Source organism: Modestobacter excelsi, assembly GCF_005930495.1.
Classification (GTDB): domain Bacteria; phylum Actinomycetota; class Actinomycetes; order Mycobacteriales; family Geodermatophilaceae; genus Modestobacter; species Modestobacter excelsi.
The window spans coordinates 70,782-91,884 of the sequence record NZ_SJEX01000003.1 but is presented as its reverse complement, the minus strand read 5'-3'; the positions used below and the strand labels follow the sequence as shown (position 1 = coordinate 91,884).

Annotated in this window: 21 protein-coding genes; 13 read left to right on the top strand and 8 right to left on the bottom strand. The window is 73.6% G+C overall.

Features of this window, described 5'->3' with window-relative positions; all coding sequences use genetic code 11:
• Positions 1-6: 6 nt before the first annotated feature.
• Positions 7-843 carry an ABC transporter permease gene (locus tag FHL80_RS02225; RefSeq protein ID WP_138731840.1) on the bottom strand — a complete coding sequence of 279 codons (837 nt, stop codon included), beginning with the start codon at positions 841-843 and terminating at the stop codon, positions 7-9.
• A complete protein-coding gene (locus FHL80_RS02220; RefSeq protein ID WP_138731839.1) occupies positions 840-1,829 on the bottom strand; it encodes an ATP-binding cassette domain-containing protein in 990 nt (329 codons plus the stop codon). The genes FHL80_RS02225 and FHL80_RS02220 overlap by 4 nt, the downstream gene beginning before the upstream one ends.
• 238 nt (positions 1,830-2,067) lie before the next feature.
• Here FHL80_RS02220 and FHL80_RS02215 point away from each other — a divergent pair, with 238 nt between their 5' ends.
• A complete protein-coding gene (locus tag FHL80_RS02215; protein ID WP_216870353.1) occupies positions 2,068-3,057 on the top strand; it encodes a YihY/virulence factor BrkB family protein in 990 nt (329 codons plus the stop codon).
• Positions 3,058-3,064: 7 nt separating this feature from the next.
• Here FHL80_RS02215 and FHL80_RS02210 read toward each other — a convergent pair whose 3' ends face one another.
• Positions 3,065-4,021, bottom strand: a complete 957-nt coding sequence (locus FHL80_RS02210) for a TolB family protein (protein ID WP_216870352.1) — start codon at positions 4,019-4,021, stop codon at positions 3,065-3,067.
• 216 nt (positions 4,022-4,237) lie between these two features.
• Positions 4,238-5,272, bottom strand: coding sequence for a site-specific integrase (locus tag FHL80_RS02205; RefSeq protein WP_246078400.1), 1,035 nt, complete (start codon positions 5,270-5,272; stop codon positions 4,238-4,240).
• A 117-nt stretch (positions 5,273-5,389) separates the two neighbouring features.
• On the opposite strand from FHL80_RS02205, the gene FHL80_RS25165 reads away from it, so the two are divergent.
• On the top strand, positions 5,390-6,652 hold the full coding sequence (locus FHL80_RS25165) for a coiled-coil domain-containing protein (protein WP_216870351.1): 1,263 nt from the start codon (positions 5,390-5,392) through the stop codon (positions 6,650-6,652).
• A 258-nt stretch (positions 6,653-6,910) separates the two neighbouring features.
• Positions 6,911-7,258, top strand: a complete 348-nt coding sequence (locus FHL80_RS02195) for a hypothetical protein (protein WP_138731837.1) — start codon at positions 6,911-6,913, stop codon at positions 7,256-7,258.
• Positions 7,259-7,261: 3 nt separating this feature from the next.
• On the opposite strand, the gene FHL80_RS02190 is transcribed toward FHL80_RS02195, so the two are convergent.
• Positions 7,262-9,208, bottom strand: a complete 1,947-nt coding sequence (locus tag FHL80_RS02190) for an acyl-CoA dehydrogenase family protein (protein WP_138731836.1) — start codon at positions 9,206-9,208, stop codon at positions 7,262-7,264.
• A 75-nt stretch (positions 9,209-9,283) separates the two neighbouring features.
• The gene (locus FHL80_RS02185; RefSeq protein ID WP_138731835.1) at positions 9,284-9,550 is read right to left on the bottom strand and encodes a hypothetical protein; all 267 of its coding nucleotides are present in this window, start codon (positions 9,548-9,550) and stop codon (positions 9,284-9,286) included.
• Between the two features lie 209 nt (positions 9,551-9,759).
• Here FHL80_RS02185 and FHL80_RS02180 point away from each other — a divergent pair, with 209 nt between their 5' ends.
• The 5 genes from FHL80_RS02180 (at position 9,760) to FHL80_RS02160 (ending at position 14,497) form a co-directional block, all read left to right on the top strand.
• On the top strand, positions 9,760-10,389 hold the full coding sequence (locus FHL80_RS02180; RefSeq protein ID WP_138731834.1) for a hypothetical protein: 630 nt from the start codon (positions 9,760-9,762) through the stop codon (positions 10,387-10,389).
• A 464-nt stretch (positions 10,390-10,853) separates the two neighbouring features.
• Positions 10,854-11,105: an Rv0250c family protein gene (locus tag FHL80_RS02175; RefSeq protein WP_138731833.1), complete on the top strand. Its 252-nt coding sequence runs from the start codon at positions 10,854-10,856 to the stop codon at positions 11,103-11,105.
• Positions 11,102-11,932: a succinate dehydrogenase subunit SdhC gene (gene sdhC, locus FHL80_RS02170; protein ID WP_138731832.1), complete on the top strand. Its 831-nt coding sequence runs from the start codon at positions 11,102-11,104 to the stop codon at positions 11,930-11,932. Before FHL80_RS02175 ends, sdhC begins: the two co-directional genes overlap by 4 nt.
• Positions 11,932-13,728: a fumarate reductase/succinate dehydrogenase flavoprotein subunit gene (locus FHL80_RS02165; RefSeq protein ID WP_216870350.1), complete on the top strand. Its 1,797-nt coding sequence runs from the start codon at positions 11,932-11,934 to the stop codon at positions 13,726-13,728. The genes sdhC and FHL80_RS02165 overlap by 1 nt, the downstream gene beginning before the upstream one ends.
• Before the next feature lie 13 nt (positions 13,729-13,741).
• The gene (locus FHL80_RS02160; protein ID WP_138731831.1) at positions 13,742-14,497 is read left to right on the top strand and encodes a succinate dehydrogenase/fumarate reductase iron-sulfur subunit; all 756 of its coding nucleotides are present in this window, start codon (positions 13,742-13,744) and stop codon (positions 14,495-14,497) included.
• Between the two features lie 33 nt (positions 14,498-14,530).
• Here the strand turns inward: FHL80_RS02160 and sigE are convergent, their stop codons facing one another.
• Positions 14,531-15,121: an RNA polymerase sigma factor SigE gene (sigE, locus tag FHL80_RS02155; RefSeq protein ID WP_138731830.1), complete on the bottom strand. Its 591-nt coding sequence runs from the start codon at positions 15,119-15,121 to the stop codon at positions 14,531-14,533.
• A gap of 243 nt (positions 15,122-15,364) precedes the next feature.
• Here sigE and FHL80_RS02150 point away from each other — a divergent pair, with 243 nt between their 5' ends.
• Genes FHL80_RS02150 through FHL80_RS02135 form a run of 4 tightly spaced genes read left to right on the top strand, consistent with a single transcriptional unit; the run spans position 15,365 to position 18,479 of the window.
• Positions 15,365-15,832, top strand: coding sequence for a hypothetical protein (locus FHL80_RS02150; protein ID WP_138731829.1), 468 nt, complete (start codon positions 15,365-15,367; stop codon positions 15,830-15,832).
• Between the two features lie 39 nt (positions 15,833-15,871).
• Entirely contained in the window at positions 15,872-17,260 is a 1,389-nt protein-coding gene (locus tag FHL80_RS02145) for a diacylglycerol/lipid kinase family protein (protein ID WP_246078399.1), read from the top strand.
• A 50-nt stretch (positions 17,261-17,310) separates the two neighbouring features.
• Positions 17,311-17,922, top strand: a complete 612-nt coding sequence (locus tag FHL80_RS02140) for a hypothetical protein (protein ID WP_138731828.1) — start codon at positions 17,311-17,313, stop codon at positions 17,920-17,922.
• A gap of 26 nt (positions 17,923-17,948) precedes the next feature.
• Positions 17,949-18,479: a DUF6653 family protein gene (locus tag FHL80_RS02135; protein ID WP_138731827.1), complete on the top strand. Its 531-nt coding sequence runs from the start codon at positions 17,949-17,951 to the stop codon at positions 18,477-18,479.
• 22 nt (positions 18,480-18,501) lie between these two features.
• Here FHL80_RS02135 and FHL80_RS02130 read toward each other — a convergent pair whose 3' ends face one another.
• A complete protein-coding gene (locus tag FHL80_RS02130; protein WP_138731826.1) occupies positions 18,502-20,028 on the bottom strand; it encodes an APC family permease in 1,527 nt (508 codons plus the stop codon).
• A gap of 218 nt (positions 20,029-20,246) precedes the next feature.
• On the opposite strand from FHL80_RS02130, the gene FHL80_RS02125 reads away from it, so the two are divergent.
• Complete coding sequence (locus FHL80_RS02125) at positions 20,247-20,999, top strand: CDP-alcohol phosphatidyltransferase family protein (RefSeq protein WP_246078398.1); 753 nt, start codon at positions 20,247-20,249, stop codon at positions 20,997-20,999.
• The last annotated feature ends 104 nt before the right edge of the window (positions 21,000-21,103 follow it).

The following is a 21,103-nucleotide window of genomic DNA, read 5'->3' as shown; positions in this document are numbered from 1 at the left end:
CAGGACTCAGCGGCTGCGGTACAGCCGCGTGGTGAGCGGCAGGAACACCGCGGCCAGCCCGGCCGCCACCGCCAGGGAGACGACGATCGCCGTGCCGTCGGGCGCACCGGCCATCAGCGACCGCGAGGCGGTGGCCAGGACGGAGATCGGGTTGACGTCGACGAAGGCCTCGAGCGGGCCCGGCAGCGTGGCGGGGTCGACGAAGACGTTGGACAGGAACGTCAGCGGGAAGATCGCCATGAACCCGGCGTTCATCACCGCGTTCGGTGACCGCATGAGCAGGCCGAGGACCGAGAAGACCCAGGACAGGCCGAACGAGAAGGCGACGACCAGTCCCAGCGCCGCGACCGCCCCGAGGACGCCGCCGTCGGGCCGGAAACCCAGTGCGACGCCGACGACGATGATCACCGTGCCGGCGATCACGTAACGGACGCTGTCGCCGAGCAGCGAGCCCAGCAGCGGCGCCGGCCGCCAGATCGGCAGGGTGCGGAAGCGGTCGACGACCCCCTTCGTCAGATCGGTGTTCAGGGAGACCCCGGAGTACACGGTCGTGAACAACACCGACATCACGAGCAGGCCCGGGAGCGTGTAGTCCAGGTAGGCGCTGGTGGAGCCGGCGATCGCGCCGCCGAACAGGTACGTGAACATCAGCAGGAACATCACCGGCGTGACGGTGACGTCGAGCAGCTGCTCGGGCACGTGCTTGACCTTCAGCATGCCCCGCCAGCCGAAGGTCAGCGCGGCCGACAGCGGCCCGGGCCGGGTGGGCCGAGGGGTGGACGAGATGGCCCGGCGCACCGCTGCGGTGTCTGCGGAGCCGGGCGCCGTCGTGGTGGCGGTCATGACAGGTGCTCCTGCAGGTCGTCGGAGAGCGGGGACGTCTCCTCCGCCGCGTGGCCGGTGAGCGCGAGGAAGACCTCGTCGAGGCTGGGTTGCTGCAGGGAGAAGTGCACCAGCGGGAAGCCCGCACGGGAGAGCTCGGCGACGGCGATCGCCGCCCGTCCGGCGTCCGCTCCGGTGGCCGACAGGGCCGCTGGTTCCGGCTCCAGCACCACCGGGCCCACCGTCCGCTCCAGCAGCTGAGCGGCCTCGGCGCGCTGCCCGGGGTGGAGCAGCCGCAGGTACAGGGAGCCGGTGCCGACCGAGGCCTTGAGGTCCGCGGGAGTGCCCTCGGCGATGACCCGGCCCCGGTCGATCACGGCGATGCCGTCGGCGAGCTGGTCGGCCTCCTCCAGGTACTGGGTGCAGAGCAGGATCGTCGTCCCCTCGGCCACCAGCGCCCGGGCGATCTCCCAGACCTGGTTGCGGGAGCGCGGGTCCAGCCCGGTGGTCGGCTCGTCGAGGAACATCAGCCGGGGGGTCACCACGATGCTCGCCGCGATGTCGAGCCGGCGGCGCATGCCGCCCGAGTAGTGCTTGACCAGCTTGCCGCCGGCCTCGGCGATGTCGAAGGCGTCGAGCAGCTCGTCCGCACGGTCCTTGGCGGCGGCACGCGGGTAGCCGAGGAGACGGCCGAGCAACCGGAGGTTCTCCCGGCCGGTGAGCTCCTCGTCGACCGAGGCGAGCTGGCCGGTCAGGCTGACCAGCTCGCGGACCGTCGCGGCCTCGGACACGACGTCGTGCCCCAGGACACGGGCGCTCCCCGCATCCGGCGGGATCAGCGTGGCCAGCATCCGGATGGTGGTGGTCTTGCCCGCACCGTTGGGGCCCAGCACCCCGTAGATGGCACCGGCCGGCACGGCGAGGTCCACCCCGTCGACGGCGCGGGTCTCCCCGAAGGACTTCCCGAGCCCGCGCGCGTCGATCGCGAGTGCGGTCTGTGTGCTCATCGGCTTCCTCACCTCGGGTCCGGCACGGCCGTCTGTGCAAGGTCTGACCGGCGGTCGACCCTGGAGTCATCGGACGCCGGCGACCTCCCGGGCTCATCGCACCCGGCGGGTGATCCCGGCCGCGGGATCCCGATCCGGATCCGCGTCCTGACGCGCCATGACGACGACGGCGGGCGGCTCACCACCGGTGCGCGGAGAGCCGTATTGCGACCGCCACCGGCCCCAGGTGAGATGAGCCATGACGTGGGCTCCCGGAGACGAGCGCGCGACGCGGACAGGACGACGTCCGCAGGCCAGTGACGCCGACTCGCCGCAGAAGATCTCCGCCGCGGGCTGGCGCCGCGTCCTCCGGCGGGTGCTGGTGCACGTGGTCAGCGACCGGCTCATGGTGCAGAGCGCGGGTGTCGCGTTCTTCGCGATCCTGTCCATCGCGCCGGTGCTGGTGACGGCGATCTCGGTCTACGGCGCGGTCAACACCCCCGAGCAGGCGCTCCAGCAGCTGTCCCGGGTGACCAGGATGCTGCCCACCGAGCTCCGGCCGATGGTGGCCGATCAGCTCACGACGATCACGACCGCATCCACCCAGGTGCACACCTGGAGCGGGCTCACCGGGCTGGTGGTCGCGCTCTACACGGCGACGACCGCCATGACCTACCTGATCGACGGGCTGACCCTCGCCTACCACGAGAAGGAGACCCGGGGCTTCCTCCGTCGCAGCGGGCTCGCTCTCCTGTTCGTCCTCGGTGGCGCCGTGGTCCTGGGTGCCCTGGTCACCGCGGCCGGCGCCCTCTCGGGATCGCTGTCCGGGGCTCCCGGCGTGGTCCGCACGCTCGCGCCCGTGCTCGCCTGGCTGTGCCTCGCCGGCGTCATGACCGCGGTGCTCGCCGTGCTGTACCGGTGGGGCCCCGATCGCAAGGGGGCCCGCTGGCGGTGGATCACCGGCGGCTCGGCCGTCGCGACGCTGCTGTGGCTGGCCACCACGCTCGGGTTCTTCGCCTACGTCGAGCGGCTGGGCAACTACCAGTCGACGTACGGAGGCCTCGCGGGCGTCGCGATCAGCATGTTCTGGCTGTGGGCCACCGTGTTCCTGGTCATCGCGGGCGCGGTGGTCAACGCCGAGGCCGAACGGGAGACCACCCGCGACTCGACGGTCGGGCCCGAGCAGCCGCTGGGTGAGCGCGGGGCGGTCGTCGCGGACAGCGCGCCGCCCTACCCGGGCGAGGGCTGACCTCCCCTCACCACGGGCATGGGGTTCCTCCCCAGTCGATGAACCGCGGACGCAGCCCCTCGCGGCTGAAGACCAGGCTGCGCTGTGTCCCGTCGGGCCGCATCCGCCAGAGCCCCGACTCGCCGGTGGCGTTGTCCTGCAGCCGGAAGGCGATCCAGCGCCCGTCCGGGGAGTACGACCCCGCGAAGGCGCTCAGGTCGCCTCCGGAGTAGTGGGTCAGGTACCTCAGGTCGCCGCCATCGACCGCGATGGTGGCGACGTTGGCCTCCAGCGGGGCATCACCGATCTGGTTGGCGTCCGTGGTGAGCACGACATGTGAGCTGTCGGGGGACCAGCCGGTCTTGACCGCCACGTCCTCGGACGGCGGGAGCAGGTCGCGTGGCCCCGTGCCGTCGATCCGGCTGACCGTCAGCGCCTGCTGGTACTCGACGCGGTTCTCGACCCGGATGTAGGACAGCAGCCGACCGTCGGGAGAGGGGTTCGGTTCGTCGTAGCCGTCGGGGCCGGGTGCGGTGATGCGTTGCGGTCCACCACTCCCGTCGACGGGACGCGAGTACAGCGCGGCTTCCGTCGGGCAGTCGTTGAGGTAGACCACTCGCCGGCCGTCTGCGGTGAATGCCGGGTTCGCGTCGACACAGTCCGGCCGGGTGACCGGCAGGACGCGCAGGTCCCCGCCGTCTGCGTCGACGACCGCGAGTTGTGCGCCCGCGTCGTCGGGCAGGGCCCACTCGAAGACGAGGCTGCGCCCGTCCGGGGACCAGTCCGGGTTGACGGCATCTCCGTCCACGTGCGTGATCTGCTGCGCGTGCGTGCCGTCGGGCCGCACGGTCCACAGCTGCGTACCGGCCTCGGTCTCCCCACCGAACACGATGAGCTCCTGCTCGACGGCTGCGGGCGGGTCCGCCGCGGCAGGCGACGGTGCGAGCACCAGGCCGCCGGTCACCGCAGCGACGAGGACCAGCACCGAACGACGAGAAGGCACGAGGGAGTGCGAGGGCTTCCGCATCACGACCTCCGGTGGCGCTCGCCTGGCCCGCCCCTCGGGCCGGAGGCACCCAGCCGGTCACCGGACCGCACCGGGCGGTCGATGCTCCGCTCGCACCAGGCGGCTGTAAAGGCTCCCTGCCACGGCTCGCGACCTGGTGCGCCGCACACCCGCCCCGGCTCGACCCGGCGCCGCTCAGAGGCCGAGCCGGGCGGACGCCGGAGCCGCCCAGCGGCTGCTGGCGTCGTACCCCCGCAGGGTGGTCACCGACGCCCACCGGCCCGTCCGGGCCAGCTCGCGCTCGCTGACCCCGGCCTTGTAGCCCTCGGTCGCGAACGCCCGCCGCAGGCTGTGCGGGCTGAGCCCGTCCAGCGGGACGCCGGCGTTCGCGGCGGCCCGGCGCAGGACCAGCCGGACCGACGACCTGGCCATCCGCGTCCGGCCGATCCGGGGCTGCGCTCCCCGCCCGACGCTGCGGAACAGCGGCCCGGGCATCGCCGCCAGACCCGCCGCGTCCACCCACGCCTGCAGCGCCCGCACCGGGCAGGTCTGCGCCCGCGTGCCGGGCGCCAGCGCCAGCACCTCCCCGGCGCCCTCCTGGTCGGTCTTCGACCAGCGGACGGTGACGTCGAGGCCACCGTGCCCGGCCGGGGCCAGGTCGGCCACGTCCAGCCCGCAGGCGTCCGAGGCCCGCAGCCCCAGCGCGAAGGAGGTCAGGATCAGGGCCCGGTCGCGCGTCCCGGCCACCCCGTCCGGGAGGTCCTCGACGAGCGCCCGGATCGTCTGGGTGTCGACCGCCCGGGCCTTCTTCGGACGACGGCCACCGCGCGCGGCCGTGCGGCGGATGCCGCGGAGGACCTCCCGGGTGCCGGGGTGCTCGGTGGGACTGGGGTGCCCGGCCTCCCGGTGCGCGTGCCCGATGCCGGACAGCCGCCGGGCGACGGTGCGCGGGCTGGCGCCGGCGTCGCTGAGCGCGGCGAGGTAGGCCGCGACCGCGGCGTCGGCCGCCGGCAGCGGGCTGAACCCGCGCTGCCGGGCCCACGTCGACCACGCACGGAAGTCCGCGTCGTAGGCCTTCCGCGTCGACTCGGCCTTGGCCGCGGTGAGGTACCGCCCCACCGACTCGACGTCCCCGGGCAGCACCAGTCCCCCGTCGCCGCCCGCGGCCCCCGCTGACACCTCGGCGGCGGCTGCACCGGACGTCGGGACGAGCGGTCGGGAGGACTCCATAACAGTTGATTATGGAGTGCGCAGCCCGCTCATGCCGTCCGCCCTCCCAGGGTTCCACGTTCGTTCGTTCGTCGTGTCGATCGGATTGAACGCACGAACGAGCGCAGACTGGACCTCATGACCGCTGGCACGGCGACGTGCGCCTATCCGAGCTGTGACCGGCCGGTGGCTCCGCCGCCCCCCACCGGAGGGCGGTCCTCGTACTGCCCGCGCCCGGACCACAACCGCACGACCGCCTTCGCCGCCCGCCGGGCGGAGGCCGCCGTCCGCTCCTCCGCCGCGTCGGAGCGGCCCGCTGCGCCGCGGCCGGGAGGACCCACCGCGGAGACCCTGACCGAGGCCGCCGACCGGTTCCGGCAGACCCTGACGGCGATCGAGGAGCAGGTGGGCCGCGCCCGGGAGGTGCTCACCCGGGCCGCCGACGCGGAGCTGCTGGAGGTCGAGCGGGCGGCGATCCGCACCGACGCGCGCCGTGAGATCGCCGAGGCCGAGCAGCGGGCCTCCCTCGCCGACCGGATCCGGGCGGTGGCCGAGACCGCGACGCGTGAGGCGCTCGAGGCGGCGGCGCGGGCCGACGCCGACGCGGCCGGCGCCCGGGAGGAGGCGGCCGCCGCCCAGGAGCAGGCCGCCGGCGCGCGGGAGGCCGCTGAGGCCGCCGAGGAAGAGGCGCGGCAGGCGCGCGCCACCGCCGACGCTGCCGGAGCCGCCGCGCGTCAGGCCGAGGAGGCGCGGCAGGAGGCCGAGCGACGCCGGGCCGCGGCGGTGCGCGACGCCGGGTCCGCCCGCAGCGAGACAGCCCGGGCGGAGGAGGCACGGGACCACGCGCTCGCCGACGCCCGCTCGGCGCAGGACCGGGCGACGGCTGCCGAGGCGGCGCGGGACCGGGCGCTGGAAGCCGAACGCGCGGCCCGCGCAGAGGCCGAGAGCACCCGGGCCGACGCGGCGCGGGCGGTCGGCCGTGCCGAGCAGGCCGAGGCGGCGGTCCGGCTGGAGACCACGGCCGCGGCGGGCCGGGTGCAGGCGGCGAACGCCCGAGCCGAGGACGCCACGGAACGGGCCCGGGTGCAGGAGGCCCGCGCGGAGCGTGCCGAGCGCCAGGCCGAGGAGAGCCGGCGCGACCGCCTGCGGGCGGAGGAGGCCCGCGACCGGGCAGTGGCCGAGGCGGCGGCGGTCCGGGCCGAGCTGGTGGCGGCCCGGGTCGACCTGGCGACGGCGACCCGCTCGCCGCAGACGGGGGGCGAGGACGACCACGCTGCGGACACCCGCCGCGTGGCGCAGGATGCAGCCGGTCCCCAGGCTCCGCCGGTGGGGGATCTCGGGGAGGAACCACCCGCGTCTCCGCCCGGGGAGCTGCGTGGGTCGCCGACGAAGCCGAACTGAGCGTAGCCCGAGCGCGCCCGCCGGATGGTCTCGCCGCCTCGTCGGCCGGCACCGGGGCGAGCAGCGTCACTGACGACCGATGCCGACCGGTCCCCGATCCGGTTGGCCGCCGCCGTCACGGACGCCCTCGGAGGCGCTGCACGCGCTCGCGGTGCTCGGCACCCGTCGCCGGCCAGGTGACCGTTTCGCGGCGCGGTCCCATCGGTCGCCCGACGCTCGTGCCAGTGCCATGCTCGACGTGGACGAGGAGGCGAACGGATGGCGAGCAACCGACCTGACCCGGGCGAGTTCCTCGAGGCGGCCCAGCGGATGCTGCGCGAGCTGTTCAGCAGTCCGGGCAGCGGTGACGAACCGTGGGCGGAGGCGACGCGTCGTCCACACCAGCGCTCCGCGATGTCGCAGGGCGACCGCGAGCCCAGCGCCGAGCAGCAGCGCGAGAACCTCACGTTCGCGCTCGGCACGCGCGCCGTCGAGGCCCTCGAGGACCTGGCGCTCAACGTCGCGGCGATCCGTCAGCGACTGGAGCGCACGGACCCGCGGCCTCCGGCAGCGCGGCCCGAGGACGACGAGCGGGGCCCGCACGGTCCCGCGGACGCCCCCGGCTGACCCCTACTGCGCGACCGTGGCCTCCTCCCTGGGCGCGGCCGCGGCCACCGGGTCCCCGACCTGCGGGCCGGCCGGCGGTGCGGGCGCCGGCATCATCGGGCCGTTCCCCGCGGGGTCGAGCACGTCCTGCTCGAACCAGTCGTAGCGGCTGGCGAGCACGTCCTGTGCGATCCGGTACTGGGCGTCGTCGTCGTTGGCCCACAGCTCGGCGAACAGCCGGTCGGCGCGACGGCGGGCCTGGCCGCAGAACAGGTCGGCCAGTTCGACCACCGACTGCCTGCGATCCGGGTCTTCCCGGGCGACGGTCTGCGCGTAGACGCACGCGCACGCGATCCCGTAGAGCTCTGCGCCGATGTCGACGATCCGGCCGAGCAGCCGGCCCTCCCGCTCGAGGCGTGCCTGGTAGCGGCCCATCGCGTAGAAGGTGGAGCGCGCGAGCTTGCGCGAGTGGCGCTCGGCGTAGCGCAGGTGCCTGGCCAGGTCGCCGAACTCCGCGAAGGAGCCGGGACGTTGACCGGCGCCTGTCGTCAGCGTCGGGAACCACCGCGCGTAGAACGCCCCCGCCTTCGCGGCGGCCTTCGCCTTGCCGGCCAGGCCGGTGCCGGCGAGCAGCACGTCCCCCGCGACCTGCAGGTGCTGGTCGACGGCTTCACGGGCGATCAGCAGGTGCATGATCTCCGTCGAGCCCTCGAAGATGCGGTTGATGCGCATGTCGCGCAGCATCTGCTCGGCAGGCACGGGCTTCTCCCCGCGCTGGGCGAGCGACTCTGCGGTCTCGAATCCGCGGCCGCCGCGGACCTGGACCATCTCGTCGACGGCGGTCCAGCCGAGTTCCGAGCCGTAGAGCTTGGCGAGCGCGGCCTCGATGCGGATGTCGTTGCGCTTGTCGTCGGCCAGCCGGCTGGACACGTCGAGCATCGCCTCGAGCCCGAACGCCGTGCCCGCCAGCCAGGCGAGCTTCTGCGCGATGGGGTCGTGCCGGCCGATCGGCTGGCCCCACTGCTGGCGCTCGGTCGACCACTCGCGCGCGATCTTGAGCGAGTACTTGGCCATCGCCAGGCAGATCGCCGGCAGCGACAGGCGGCCGGTGTTCAGCGTGGTGAGGGCGATCCGCAGCCCCTTCCCCTCACCGCCGATGACGTCCTCGTTGGGCACGAACACGTCGTCGAACCGCGTCACCGAGTTCTCGATGCCCTTGAGCCCCATGAACTGGTTGCGGTGCTCGACCGTGATGCCCGGGCGGTCGTACGGGCAGAGGAAGGCGGTGATGCCGCCCTTGTGGCCCTCGGACCTCGGGACGACGGCCATGACCACGACCACGTCGGCGACCACGCCGTTGGTCGCCCACAGCTTCCTGCCGTTGATCCGGTAACCGGTGCCGTCCTCGGTCGGCACCGCAGTCGTGCTCATCCGCGCCGGGTCGGAGCCGACGTCCGGCTCGGTGAGCAGGAACGCCGAGATGGAGTCCGTGGCGAGCTTGGGCAGCCACTCGCGCTTCTGCGCCTCGGAGCCGAAGAGGCGCAACGGTTCCGGCAAGCCGATCGACTGGTGCGCGGACAGCAGCACTGAGATCGCCGAGTGCCAGGTGCCGGCCATGGCCAGCGCCTTGTTGTAGTAGACCTGGCTGAGTCCGAGCCCGCCGTGCTCGACCGGGATCTTCATGCCCAGCGCACCCAGGTCCTTGAGCCCCTGGACGACGTCCTGGGGGATCTTCGCCTCGCGCTCGATCTGCCGTGGGTCCACGCGCTCGGTGAGGAAGGTGCGGAGGCGGTCGAGGAACGCCTCCCCCTTCTCCACCGCCGCCGGATCCAGCTCGGGCTGGGGGTGGATCAGGTCGAGGCGGAAGTTGCCGAGGAAGAGCTCCTTGCCGAACGACGGCTTGGTCCAGTCGGTCTCACGGCTCGCTTCGGCGACCTGCTTCGACTGTTCGTACGACGGGTTCGACGCCATGAACCAGCATCGCCCCCATGACCCCCGTGGACAACGGCCTCCGGCGCCGGGATCGGGCGACTCCGAACCCGTCTCCTACGTCGCGTCGGCCCGCACCCCCGGCAGCCGACGGTGGTGGTGGACCCGGTTCGACCAGGCCCTCGGTGCCCGTCTGCGGGAACTCGAGTCCGGGAACGGCGCCGGGTCGACGATGCGCCCGGCCGGGCCGCCGCCGTCCAGCTCCCAGAGGACCAGCGCGGACGTCACCACGTTGACCTCCAGGACCAGGAAGGCCGCGACCAGCAGGAGGTGCGGGGTGACCGTCCTGGGTGTTCCCCGCCGCGACGCGACCGTAGGAGCCACCGGAGGGACGGGCACCACCTCGCGGGGACGACCCCGCAACGCCCCCGGCCGTGACGGCCTCGAGCCGGTCCCGGACACGGCTCATCCTGCTCGGGGAGGCGGCAGCGGTCGGGACAGGTGACAGTCAGGGGGCCCGGTCGCGACGTCGCAGCGAGGGCTGCGGCGCCGGACCGGACACCGTCGTCCACCGACCGAGGGGTGGTCCCGCCATGCAGCCGTCCGATGCCCGCTCCGCACCCGAGGGTCTCCCGCAGCTCCGGGCGGGTGCCCATCTGTCGCCGGAGGACGGCGCCTGCCTGATGGAGTACGTCTCCGTCCTCGCCGGGACGACGTTCAACGACCACCCGTCCTGCACCGACCCCACGGTCGCCACCGTCGCGCGGCTGGTGAACGACGCCTCCACCGACGCCGGCCGCCCGCTGCTGGCCCGTTTCGCGCCGCTGCTGGCGGAGACGGGGGCCACCCCGGACGCCCGCCGGACCGCCGCCGTCATCCGCGCCACCGTGCGTGCCGCCTCCGCGGCGGCCGGTGACCCGGCCCGGCTGCGCCGGCTCCTGCGCGGGGCCGAGCGGAGGTACGACCTGGTCACCAACACCGGGCGGCTGGCCGGCCTGGCCCGTCGGCTGGACACCCTGCACCGGTACGGAGCCGGGCGCCGGCGGATGGAGCTGTCGATCCTGGCGCTGCGGGAGCTCCCCCGGCCGCGGCGTGACGAGGCGCTCCGCGCGACGCTGGCTGCGGCGCTCGCCGCCGCCCTGCTCCCCACCGGGTCGCCGGCCGTCGAGGTGCTCCCCGTGGCGCCCACCGCCCGGGTGCCCAGCAGCCGGTCGCCGGCGTAGCCGCAGGACGACGCCGGGGAGCGGGCCTCGGTGTTCTCCGCGTTGGAACACCCCCACCGGCGTCATGCTCGCCGCGATCGTCGCGCGCCTGGTGGTGGGACGGGCCCTGGCCGCCCGGTCGGACCACCTCCGCGAGCCCTTCGGGGTCCTCCAGGGAGCGCGGCGGATGAGGAGGCGATCGCCGACAGCGGGCTTCTCCGGGACCGCCTGTGAGCGCTGGCCGGGCAGGCGCTCGCCGCGGCTCCGGTGGACAGCGCCCCGAGGTCGTACCCGGTGGACCCGGGCAACCCCCTGGACCGGACCGAGGTGGAGGACGCCTGGTTCCAGCACGCCGACCCCGGCGTCCGGCTGCAGGCACCTCGCGGGCCGCAACTGCCGCGCCGGAGCCTCTTTCCCCGACCCGGCGTCCGTGGTCGACTGCCTCCCACCATCTCGGCGGCGTCAGCAGTGACGTGGAGGCAGCGATGTCCCTGGAGCAGGACGTGGCGGCGGCTCGGCAGGCGCTCGACGCCTTCGAGCAGGCATGTGCACCGGTCAGCAGGCACTTCGGCGACACCGTGGACGCCCGGCGGCTGCGGGGCGACGTCACCCGGGTGCGCGAGGACCTGACCCTGCTGTGCGGCGCCCAGCCCTACGCGGCACGCGAGCCCTTCGCGGGCGTCTACGGCGACGGGGACGACGAGGGCTGGGGCGGGGCCGGCCGCACGGTGCGGTGACCACCACCGCCCCACGCGGCACCGGGGCGGTCTCCCCGGGAGCCGGGAACGGGATGGCCGCTCCCCGCCGGGCGACCATCGCGGCACGCACCCTGCGCACCGACCGGTGGTGGCTGCAGCCGCTGGTGACCGCCGTCGCCCTGCTGCTGTTCATCGTCTACGCGACGTTCCGCGCCTTCCAGGACGCGCACTACTTCGCCGAGCCCTACATCTCCCCCTTCTACTCGCCGTGCCTCACCACGCGGTGCGAGGGCGACACCTTCCCGGAGCTGTTCACCGGCCCGACCTGGATCTCCCCCGCCCTCTACATCCTGGTCTTCCCGCTCGGCATCCGGCTGACCTGCTACTACTACCGGAAGGCCTACTACCGGTCGTTCTGGCTGTCACCGCCGGCCTGCGCGGTCGCCGAGCCGCACCGCCGCTACACCGGGGAGACCCGGCTGCCGCTGCTGGGCCAGAACATCCACCGGTACGCGCTCTACGCGGCGCTGGTCATCAACGTGATCCTCTTCTACGACGCCGTCCTGGCGTTCCGGGACGAGACCGGCGCCTGGGGTCACATGGGCCTGGGGACGGTGGTCCTGCTGGTCAACGCCGTCCTGCTGGCGCTGTACTCGCTGTCCTGCCACTCGTGCCGGCACATCGTCGGGGGCCGGATCAACTCCTTCTCCCGGCACCCGCTGCGCTACCGGGCCTGGACCCTGGTGTCGAAGCTCAACGCGCGGCACATGCAGTTCGCCTGGGCGTCGCTGTTCACCGTCGCCTTCGCCGACTTCTACGTCCTCCTGCTCGCCACCGACACGATCTCGGACCTGAGGTTCTTCTGATGGAGCTCGAGAGGCACGAGTACGACGTCGTCGTCGTCGGGGCCGGCGGCGCCGGCCTGCGGGCGGCCATCGAGGCCCAGCAGAGCGGCGCGCGCACCGCCGTGGTCTGCAAGTCGTTGCTCGGCAAGGCGCACACCGTCATGGCCGAGGGCGGCATCGCCGCGGCCATGGGCAACACCTGGCCCGACGACAACTGGCGCGTGCACTTCCGGGACACCATGCGCGGCGGGAAGATGCTCAACCACTGGCGGATGGCGCAGCTGCACGCCCAGGAGGCGCCCGACCGGGTGCTGGAGCTGGAGGACTGGGGAGCGCTGTTCGACCGGACGCCGGACGGCCTGATCAGCCAGCGGGACTTCGGCGGGCACCGCTACGCCCGTCTCGCCCACGTCGGCGACCGCACCGGGCTCGAGCTGATCCGCACCCTGCAGCAGCGCACCGTCGCCCTCGGCATCGACGTGTACATGGAGTGCACGGTGACCCGGCTGCTCCACGGTGGGGACGGCGTCACCGGCGCCTTCGGCTACTGGCGGGAGTCCGGCCGGTTCGTCGCCTGGCAGGCGCCCTCGGTGGTGCTGGCCACCGGCGGGATCGGCAAGGCCTACAAGGTCACCTCCAACTCCTGGGAGTACACCGGCGACGGGCACTCCCTGGCGCTGCAGGCCGGCGCCTCGCTGGTCAACATGGAGTTCGTCCAGTTCCACCCGACCGGCATGGTGTGGCCGCCATCGGTGCGCGGGCTGCTGGTCACCGAGAGCGTCCGCGGCGACGGCGGGATCCTGAAGAACTCCGCCGGCAACCGGTTCATGTTCGACTACATCCCCGACTTCTTCCGCAAGGAGACCGCGGAGAGCGAGGAGGAGGCCGACCGCTGGTACGAGGACAAGAAGAACAACCGGCGCCCTCCCGAGCTCCTCCCCCGCGACGAGGTCGCGCGGGCGATCAACAGCGAGGTCAAGGCCGGCCGCGGGACCGACCACGGCGGGGTGTGGCTCGACATCGCCTCGCGCCGGCCGGCGGAGTACATCCGGAAGCGGCTGCCCTCGATGTACCACCAGTTCAAGGAGCTGGCCGACGTCGACATCACCCGCGAGGCCATGGAGATCGGGCCCACCTGCCACTACGTGATGGGCGGCGTCGAGGTCGACCCCGACACCCAGAAGGCCCGGCTCCCCGGCCTCTTCGCGGCCGGGGAGGTGGCCGGCGGCATGCACGGCTCCAACCGGCTCGGCGGCAACTCGCTGTCGGACCTGCTCGTGTTCGGCCGGCGTGCCGGGCTCGCCGCCGCCGAGCACGCGGCAAAGCTGACCGGCGCCCGGACGGAGATCGCCGACGCGGAGCTGGCCGACGCGGCCGCCGCGGCGCTCGCGCCGTTCGACCGGGACGGCGGGGAGAACCCCTACGCCGTCCAGCACGACCTGCAGACGACGATGCACGACCTGGTCGGCATCATCCGCACCCGCGCGGAGATGGAGCAGGCGCTGGAGCGGATCGCCGTCCTCAAGGAGCGGGTCGCGAACCTCTCCGTCGAGGGGCACCGGCAGTACAACCCCGGCTGGCACCTGGCCCTGGACCTGCCGCACCTGCTGGTGGTCAGCGAGTGCATCGCCCGCGCGGCGCTGGAGCGCGAGGAGAGCCGGGGCGGCCACACCCGCGACGACTTCCCCGGCGCGGACGACGACTGGGCCCGGGTCAACCTCGTCCTCACCCTCCCGCCGGGCTCCGACGAGGTGCAGGTGTCCCGGCAGCCGCTCCCGCAGATGCCCGGGGACCTCGCCGAGATCTTCGAGTCGTGACAGGGGTACGCGCATGAGCTACGACGCCACGTTCCGGGTCTGGCGCGGCGACGCGACCGGTGGAGAGCTGCAGACCTTCACCGTGGAGGTCAACGAGGGCGAGGTGGTGCTCGACATCGTCCACCGGCTGCAGGCCACCCAGGCCGGCGACCTCGCCGTCCGCTGGAACTGCAAGGCCGGCAAGTGCGGGTCCTGCAGCGCCGAGGTCAACGGCCGGCCGCGGCTGATGTGCCTGACCCGGATGAGCACCTTCACCGAGGACGAGACGGTCACCCTCACCCCGCTGCGGACCTTCCCGGTCATCCGCGACCTCGTCACCGACGTGTCCTACAACTACGAGAAGGCTGCGCAGATCCCGGCGCTGGTCCCTCGGCCGCGGGAGGAGGACGGCAGCCACCGGATGCAGCAGGTGGACGTCGAGCGCTCGCAGGAGTTCCGCAAGTGCATCGAGTGCTGGCTCTGCCAGGACACCTGCCACGTCATCCGGGACCACGAGGAGAACAAGCGGAACTTCGCCGGCCCGCGCTTCCTCATCCGGCTGGCCGAGCTCGACATGCACCCCCTGGACGTGGCCGACCGCCGCGACGCCGCCCAGGAGGAGTTCGGCCTGGGCTACTGCAACATCACCAAGTGCTGCAGCGAGGTGTGCCCGGAGGGCATCCACCTCACCGACAACGGCATCATCCCGCTCAAGGAGCGGGTGGCCGACCGCCGGTACGACCCGCTGACCTGGCTGGGCTCCACGATCCGGCGGCGGCCGCGGTCCTGAGCCGCCGGTCAGCCCCGGGGCGGTCTGCTGCTGTCAGGCGGCCGCGCCGGACCGGCCGGGGGCGAGGTGGGCCAGGGCCTCCCGCAGCTGCACCCGGCCGCGGTGGATCCGGCTGCGCACCGTGCCCAGCTTGATCCCCAGCGTCGCCGAGATCTCCTCGTACGTCAGGCCCTCGATGTCACACAGCACCACCGCCACCCGGAACTCCGGGGACAACGCGTCCAACGCCGCCTGCACCTGCGGGTCCAGGTGCGTGTCGGCGTACACCTGCTCCGGTGAGGGCGCCGTCCCCGGCAGCCGCTCGGTGTCCTCGGGCAGCGCGTCGAACCGGATCCGCTGCCGGCGCCGCACCATGTCCAGGAACAGGTTCGTGGTGATCCGGTGCAGCCAGCCCTCGAACGTGCCCGGGGAGAAGTCCGCCAGCGACCGGAACACCCGAACGAACGTCTCCTGGGTGAGGTCCTCGGCGTCCTGCTGGTTGCCCGAGAGCCGGTAGGCCAGCCGGTACACCCGCGACGAGTGGTCCCGCACGACCTGCTCCCAGGTCGGGGTGACCCACCCGTCGTCCCCGGCGAGGTCGACGGCGGGAGCGGTGGTGGGATCGGGAGCACGGTCGATGGGCATGGCGGAGGCCTCCAACACGAAGTCGGCAGGTCTCCCCCGCCCGGCGAGGTGCCGGACCGGATGCGCCGGGCCTGATGACAGGCCGTACTGACGACGCTCCGCGGAGGGGTACTCCCCTACGGCAACGACCATGCCCCACGACCGGGGCGCTGTCCAACACCCGCAGCCCGGGCCGAACCCCTGTCGGGACGACCGGGCCGGGTGGACACTCGAGCGGTCCGATCACCCGCCCTGGGGGCTGCCATGTCCGGCACGGTGCACGGGAACCGGCCCGCCGGCCGCGCCTGCGTCGTCGCGGCGTCGGGGGTGGTCCTGCTGCTCGCCGGCTGCGGGGGGACGGATGCGCAGTCGGACGCCTCCGCGGGCACGTCCGCCGCGACGGCGTCCTCCGGCGGCGGGGACTTCTGCGCCCAGGCAGCCGACATCGACGACCGGGTCGACGTGGCGGTGTCCGAGCTCGACGAGGGTCCGTCGATCGCGGAGGCCTTCCGTCGGCTGACGGCGGAGCTGCGCGCGATCGAGCCGCCCGCCGCGATCGCCGTCGACTGGCAGACGATGGCCGACGGCCTGGAGCACATGGCCGACACGATCGCCGACGTCGACCTGGCCGACCCCTCGACGCTCGGCGCCCTCGAGGACGCCGAGGGCGATCTGTCCGCGGCGGCCGACCGCGTCGACGCCCGTCTCCAGGACGAGTGCGGCATCGGCTGAGGCGACCTGCGCCCAGCGCCAGCACCGAGGAGGTCGTCGATGTCCGCTCCGCGCCGCCGGTCCCCGGTGCGCTGGCGCCGCACGACCGCCGCCGTGGCGCTCGCCGCCGCGGCGTGGGTGCTCGCGCTGGGCGTCACCGTGGCGATCGACGACTTCCCGCGTGGCCTGCTCCTGCTGCTGTGCGCCGCCCTGGTCGCGGCCGGTGCCTGGGAGGGGGTCCTGCGCCGGGGCTGGGCGCGCCTGGCCGGCCTCGCCGTCGGCGGTGCAGCCCTGGCGGGCGGGGTCCTGGTGCTGGGCGACGAGGGGTACCGGCGCAGCCTGCTGCTGCTCGGCCTCGGCGCGCTGGTCTGGCACGCGGCCGCCCGGGCGGCCTTCCGGCCCGACGTCGTCCTCCCCGCCGCACCGCGACCGCAGCGGCCGGTGGTCGTGGTGAACCCGCGGTCCGGCGACGGCCGGGCGGGCCGGGTCGGGCTCGTCGCGGCCGCCCAGGATCGCGGCATCGACGTGCTGGAGCTGCGTCCCGGGGCCGACCTCGAGGCACTGGCCCGCGCGGCCGTCGACGCCGGCGCGGACGCCCTCGGCATGGCCGGCGGCGACGGCTCGCAGGCCGTGGTGGCCGCCGTCGCCGCCGAGGCCGGGCTGCCCTACGCGTGCATCCCCGCCGGCACGCGGAACCACTTCGCGCTGGACCTCGGCGTGGACCGGGACGACGTGGTCGGCGCGCTCGACGCGTTCGTCGACGGCGGGGAGCGGCGGGTGGACCTGGCCGAGGTCAACGACCGGGTCTTCGTCAACAACGTCTCGCTGGGCGTCTACGCCGAGGCGGTGCAGCAGCAGGGCTACCGCGCCGCGAAGCTGCGGACCCTGCTGGACACGGTGGCGGCCTCGCAGGTCCCGGCGGGGGCCTCGCAGGACCTGCGCTGGACCACCCCGGGAGGTCGCACGCTGCGAGGGGTGGCGGTCCTCATGGTCAGCAACAACCAGTACCGGCTCGCCGGTGCCGCCGGTGCGGGCACCCGGCCCGCCGTCGACCACGGCCTCCTCGGGGTGACCGTGCTCGACCCACCGGTCAGCGGGACGCGGCGCCGTCGCCGGCCGTGGCGCCAGTGGGTCACCACCGACCTCCGGGTCGAGGCGACCCGTCCGGTACCGGCGGGCATCGACGGCGAGGCCGCCCTGCTCACTCCCCCGGTCGTCTTCCGCACCCGCCCGGCCGCGCTGCGGGTGCGGATCGCGGCGCACCACCCCGCCGCCTCACCGTCGGCGATCGAGCCGGTCGGCGCGGTCCCGGCGCTGCGGGCGCTGCTGCGCATCGCCGGCGGCGGCGATCCGCTGCAGCGGCCACCGCAGGTGCTCCCGGCGGTCCGGCACCCGGCCGGCTCACCCGGGGCGCACGGACCCGTCGACGGCGTCCGCCGACAGTCGTAGCGTCGGTCCCCCACGGGGATCGGACACTCGATGCTCGGTGGGAGGGCACCATGTTCGCTCAGGTCGTCCAGGGCCGGATCTCGGACGCCGACGGGGTGCGGGCGGCCCTGGACAGGTGGGTCCAGGAGCTCGCGCCGGACGCGGTCGGCTGGCTCGGCAGCACGGTCGGGACCACCGACGACGGGACGTTCATCGCGATCGCCCGCTTCGAGTCCGCCGAGGCCGCCGACCGCAACGGCCGGCGGCCGGAGCAGGACCGGTGGTGGCAGGAGACCAGCCGCCTGTTCGACGGCGACGTCGACTTCCGCGACAGCGAGGACGTCACCGTCGACCTGCAGGGTGACCCCGGCCAGGCCCGCTTCGTCCAGGTCATGCAGGGCCGGGTGACCGACCTGGACCGGGCGAAGGAGGTCATGGCGCAGATCCCCGCCGACGTGATGGCCGGCTTCCGGCCCGATGTGCTGGGCAGCGTCATGATCGGGCACCCGGACGGCGCGTGGACCCAGGTCCTCTACTTCACCTCGGAGGCCGAGGCCCGCGAGGGCGAGCGCAAGGAGCCACCGAGGGAACTCCAGGTCGCCATGGAGGACATGGGCAAGCTGAGCGTCGGCGGGACGACCTTCCTCGACCTCCGCCAGCCCTGGCTCCAGTCGCCGAGCTGACCCACGGCTGCAGGGAGGACGTCGACATGTCCGTGGACACCAGGCTGGCGAAGGCGTTCGGGCTCGAGGACGACAGCTGGCAACGCCACGCCAACCCGTGGAGCGTCTACACCCGCATCCCCATCCCGTCCCTGCTGGTCGGGGCGCTCTGGTCCCGCCACCGGCTGGGCTGGTGGTCGGCCGTCCCGGTGGGGCTGGTGGGCGCGTGGACCGTGGTCAACCCCCGGGTCTTCCCCCCTCCGGGCTCGCTGGACCACTGGGCGTCCCGGGGCGTGCTGGGCGAGACGTACTGGACGCGGCGGGACGAGGAGCCGGTACCCGGGCGGCACCGGGTCGCGCCGAACGTGCTCGCCGCCCTCAGCGCACTGGGCGTGCCCTTCATCGTGCGGGGTCTGGTCGTCCGGAACGGCTGGATGGTCGCGTTCGGGCTCGCGGTCGAGACGGCCGGCAAGACCTGGTTCATCGACCGGATGGCCCTCCTCTACGACGACGTCGCGTCGGCCGGGTCCGTGGCCGGCACCCCGGTCCCTGGCCCGACGGACACGCCACCGCGGTGACGGCTGTGCTCAGGCGGCGTGCTCAGGCGGCGTGCTCGGGCAGCACGCCGGAGCGATGACGCTGCCGGAGCAGGTAGTACGCCAGCCCGACCAGCGCGATCGCGCCGATGAAGACGAACGCACCCCACTGGAGGTACCAGTGGTACGGCGCGGTCGCGTTGTAGACCTCGCGCCGGGGCCAGGCCAGGTTGAGCGCCATGCCGGCGCCCCACAGGACGGCCAGCACGTTCACCGGCAGCCCCCAGCGACCCAGCGAGAAGTGCCGCGCGCCGTCCGGCTCGGCCGGCAGCGGCCAGCGACCGCGCAGCCGGCTGACCAGCATCGGGCCCGTGACCAGCAGGTAGGCGAGGTAGATCATCACGACGGCGATGCTGGTGAGGGTGGTGAAGATCTGCGGCTGGCGGACGTTGACCAGCAGGATGCAGATGGACAGCACGCCGATGACGACGGCGGGGACGACCGGCGTCTTGTGCCGCGGGTCCACGCGGGCCAGCCGCCCCGCGAAGGGCAGGTTGTTGTCCCGGGCCATCGCGAACGCCATCCGGATCGTGGCGGTGTGCACGGCCAGGCAGCAGACCGTGATGGCCACGACGATGCACACGAGGAAGGCCTTCCCCAGCCCGTTCCCGGCCGCCTGCAGCAGCACGTACTGCAGCCCGCCGGTGGCGGAGGACAGCTGCGGGTCCTCCAGGTCGTCCACCGACATGAGGCCGAACAAAAGGATCAGCCCGCCCAGCAGGAAGGACGCCGTCACCGCCCGGAGGACCGCCCGGGGCGCCGTGCGCCGTGCGTCGACCGTCTCCTCCCCCATCGAGCTGGCGGTGTCGAAGCCGTACATCACGTAGCCGGAGGCCAGCGCGGCGACCAGGAAGGCCCCGAGGTAGCCGAGCTGGTGCCCCTCGCCGCGGCCGGCGGTGTCGGTGAGGACCTCCTGCGGGCCCCGGCTGGCGTGCACGGCGAGGATGACGATGATCAGCACGGCGGCGACCAGCTCGATGAAGACCCCGGTGCTGTTGATCCGGGCCATGAGCCGGACCCCGTAGGCGTTGACCACGGTCGTGAAGAGGATCAGCGCGCTGCCCAGCACCACCGCGTTGACGGCCACGTCGTAGGTGCCCGTGCCGTCCCCGACCACCTGGAAGCCCGACCACAGCTGCGGCAGCGTGATCTGGTAGGCGAGGACGGTCGCCGACAGCGTGACGATCGAGGCGGTGAGCATCATCCAGCCGGCCATCCAGGCCGTGGTCCGGCTGCCCAGCCGCTTGGTCCAGTTGTAGAGCGAGCCGGCGATCGGGTACCGCGCGGCCAGCTCGGCGAAGCACAGCGCCACCGTCACCTGGCCGATGAACACCAGCGGCCACGACCACACGTAGGCCGGGCCGCCCGCGCCGAAGCCGAAGTAGAACAGCTGGAACGTGCCGGTCAGGATCGAGATGTAGCTCACCCCGGCGGCGAAGCTGGCGAACCTGCCGATCCGGCGGTCCAGCTCCTGCTTGTAGCCGAACTCCGCGAGGTGCTGGTCGCGGTCCTGCTCGATCGATCTGTCCACGGTCCGCCCACGTCCGAGAGGCAAGGAGTCGGGTCACTGTGCTCCGCCGACGGCGCTGCTGCCACTCGCAGCCGCCGGGGTGGTGCCGACGGGCGCGCCCGGCCCCGCCATCGAGCCGCGGGGAGGGAGACGTGGAAAGGTCTCGGGTGCAGGACACGGCACCCGCACCGGGCGGCCGGCTGCCCACGATCCCCGACCACAGAGGCGGTTGGCCGCAGGTGTTCCCCTTGAGCCGGCGTCTGGCCGGCATGGCCGTGCACCTCTACACCGCGAGCGGTTCCGTGCTCGCCCTGCTCATCGTGCTGGCCGCGTTCGACGGGGACGCGATCACCGCGCTCTGGATCGGCCTGGCGGCACTCGTCGTCGACGGCACGGACGGGATGCTGGCCCGCACCGCGCGGGTGAAGGAGACGATCCCCTGGTTCGACGGCGCCCGGCTCGACGACATCGTCGACTACCTCACCTACGTGTTCGCCCCGGTCGTCCTGCTCTGGACGACGGGGGCGCTGCCGGACGGTGCCCCCGGGTGGGTGCTGGCCGCGCTGCCGCTGCTGGCCTCCAGCTACCAGTTCTGCCGGGTGGACGCCAAGACCGACGACCACACGTTCCTGGGCTTCCCCAGCTACTGGAACGTCGTCGCCTTCTACGTCATCGTGCTGGACCTCGACCGCGTCACCGTCGCGACCATCCTGGTCGTCTGCTCGGTGCTGGTCTTCGTGCCGGTGCGCTACCTCTACCCCTCCCGCACGCAGGCGTTCCGGTCCCTCAGCCTGGTGCTCACCGCCGTGTGGATCGGCACGTACGCGCTGCTGCTGGTCGAGTACCCGTCGGTGAACCCGCTGGTCGTGGCCGTGTCACTCGCCTACCTGGTCTACTACCTGGCGGTCAGCGGGTACCTGACGGTCGCGGCCAGGCACCGCCGGCGCAGCGAGACCCGGGCGGGGACGCACCTGGACGCCAGCACGACCTGACCGCCGGGCACCACGCCGACCAGCGCGAGCGGCCGACGCGGAGCACCTCGACCCGGCCGACCCGCCGCTCCCGCTGACGTGGTGGGCGCGCCCGTCTCCCGGCC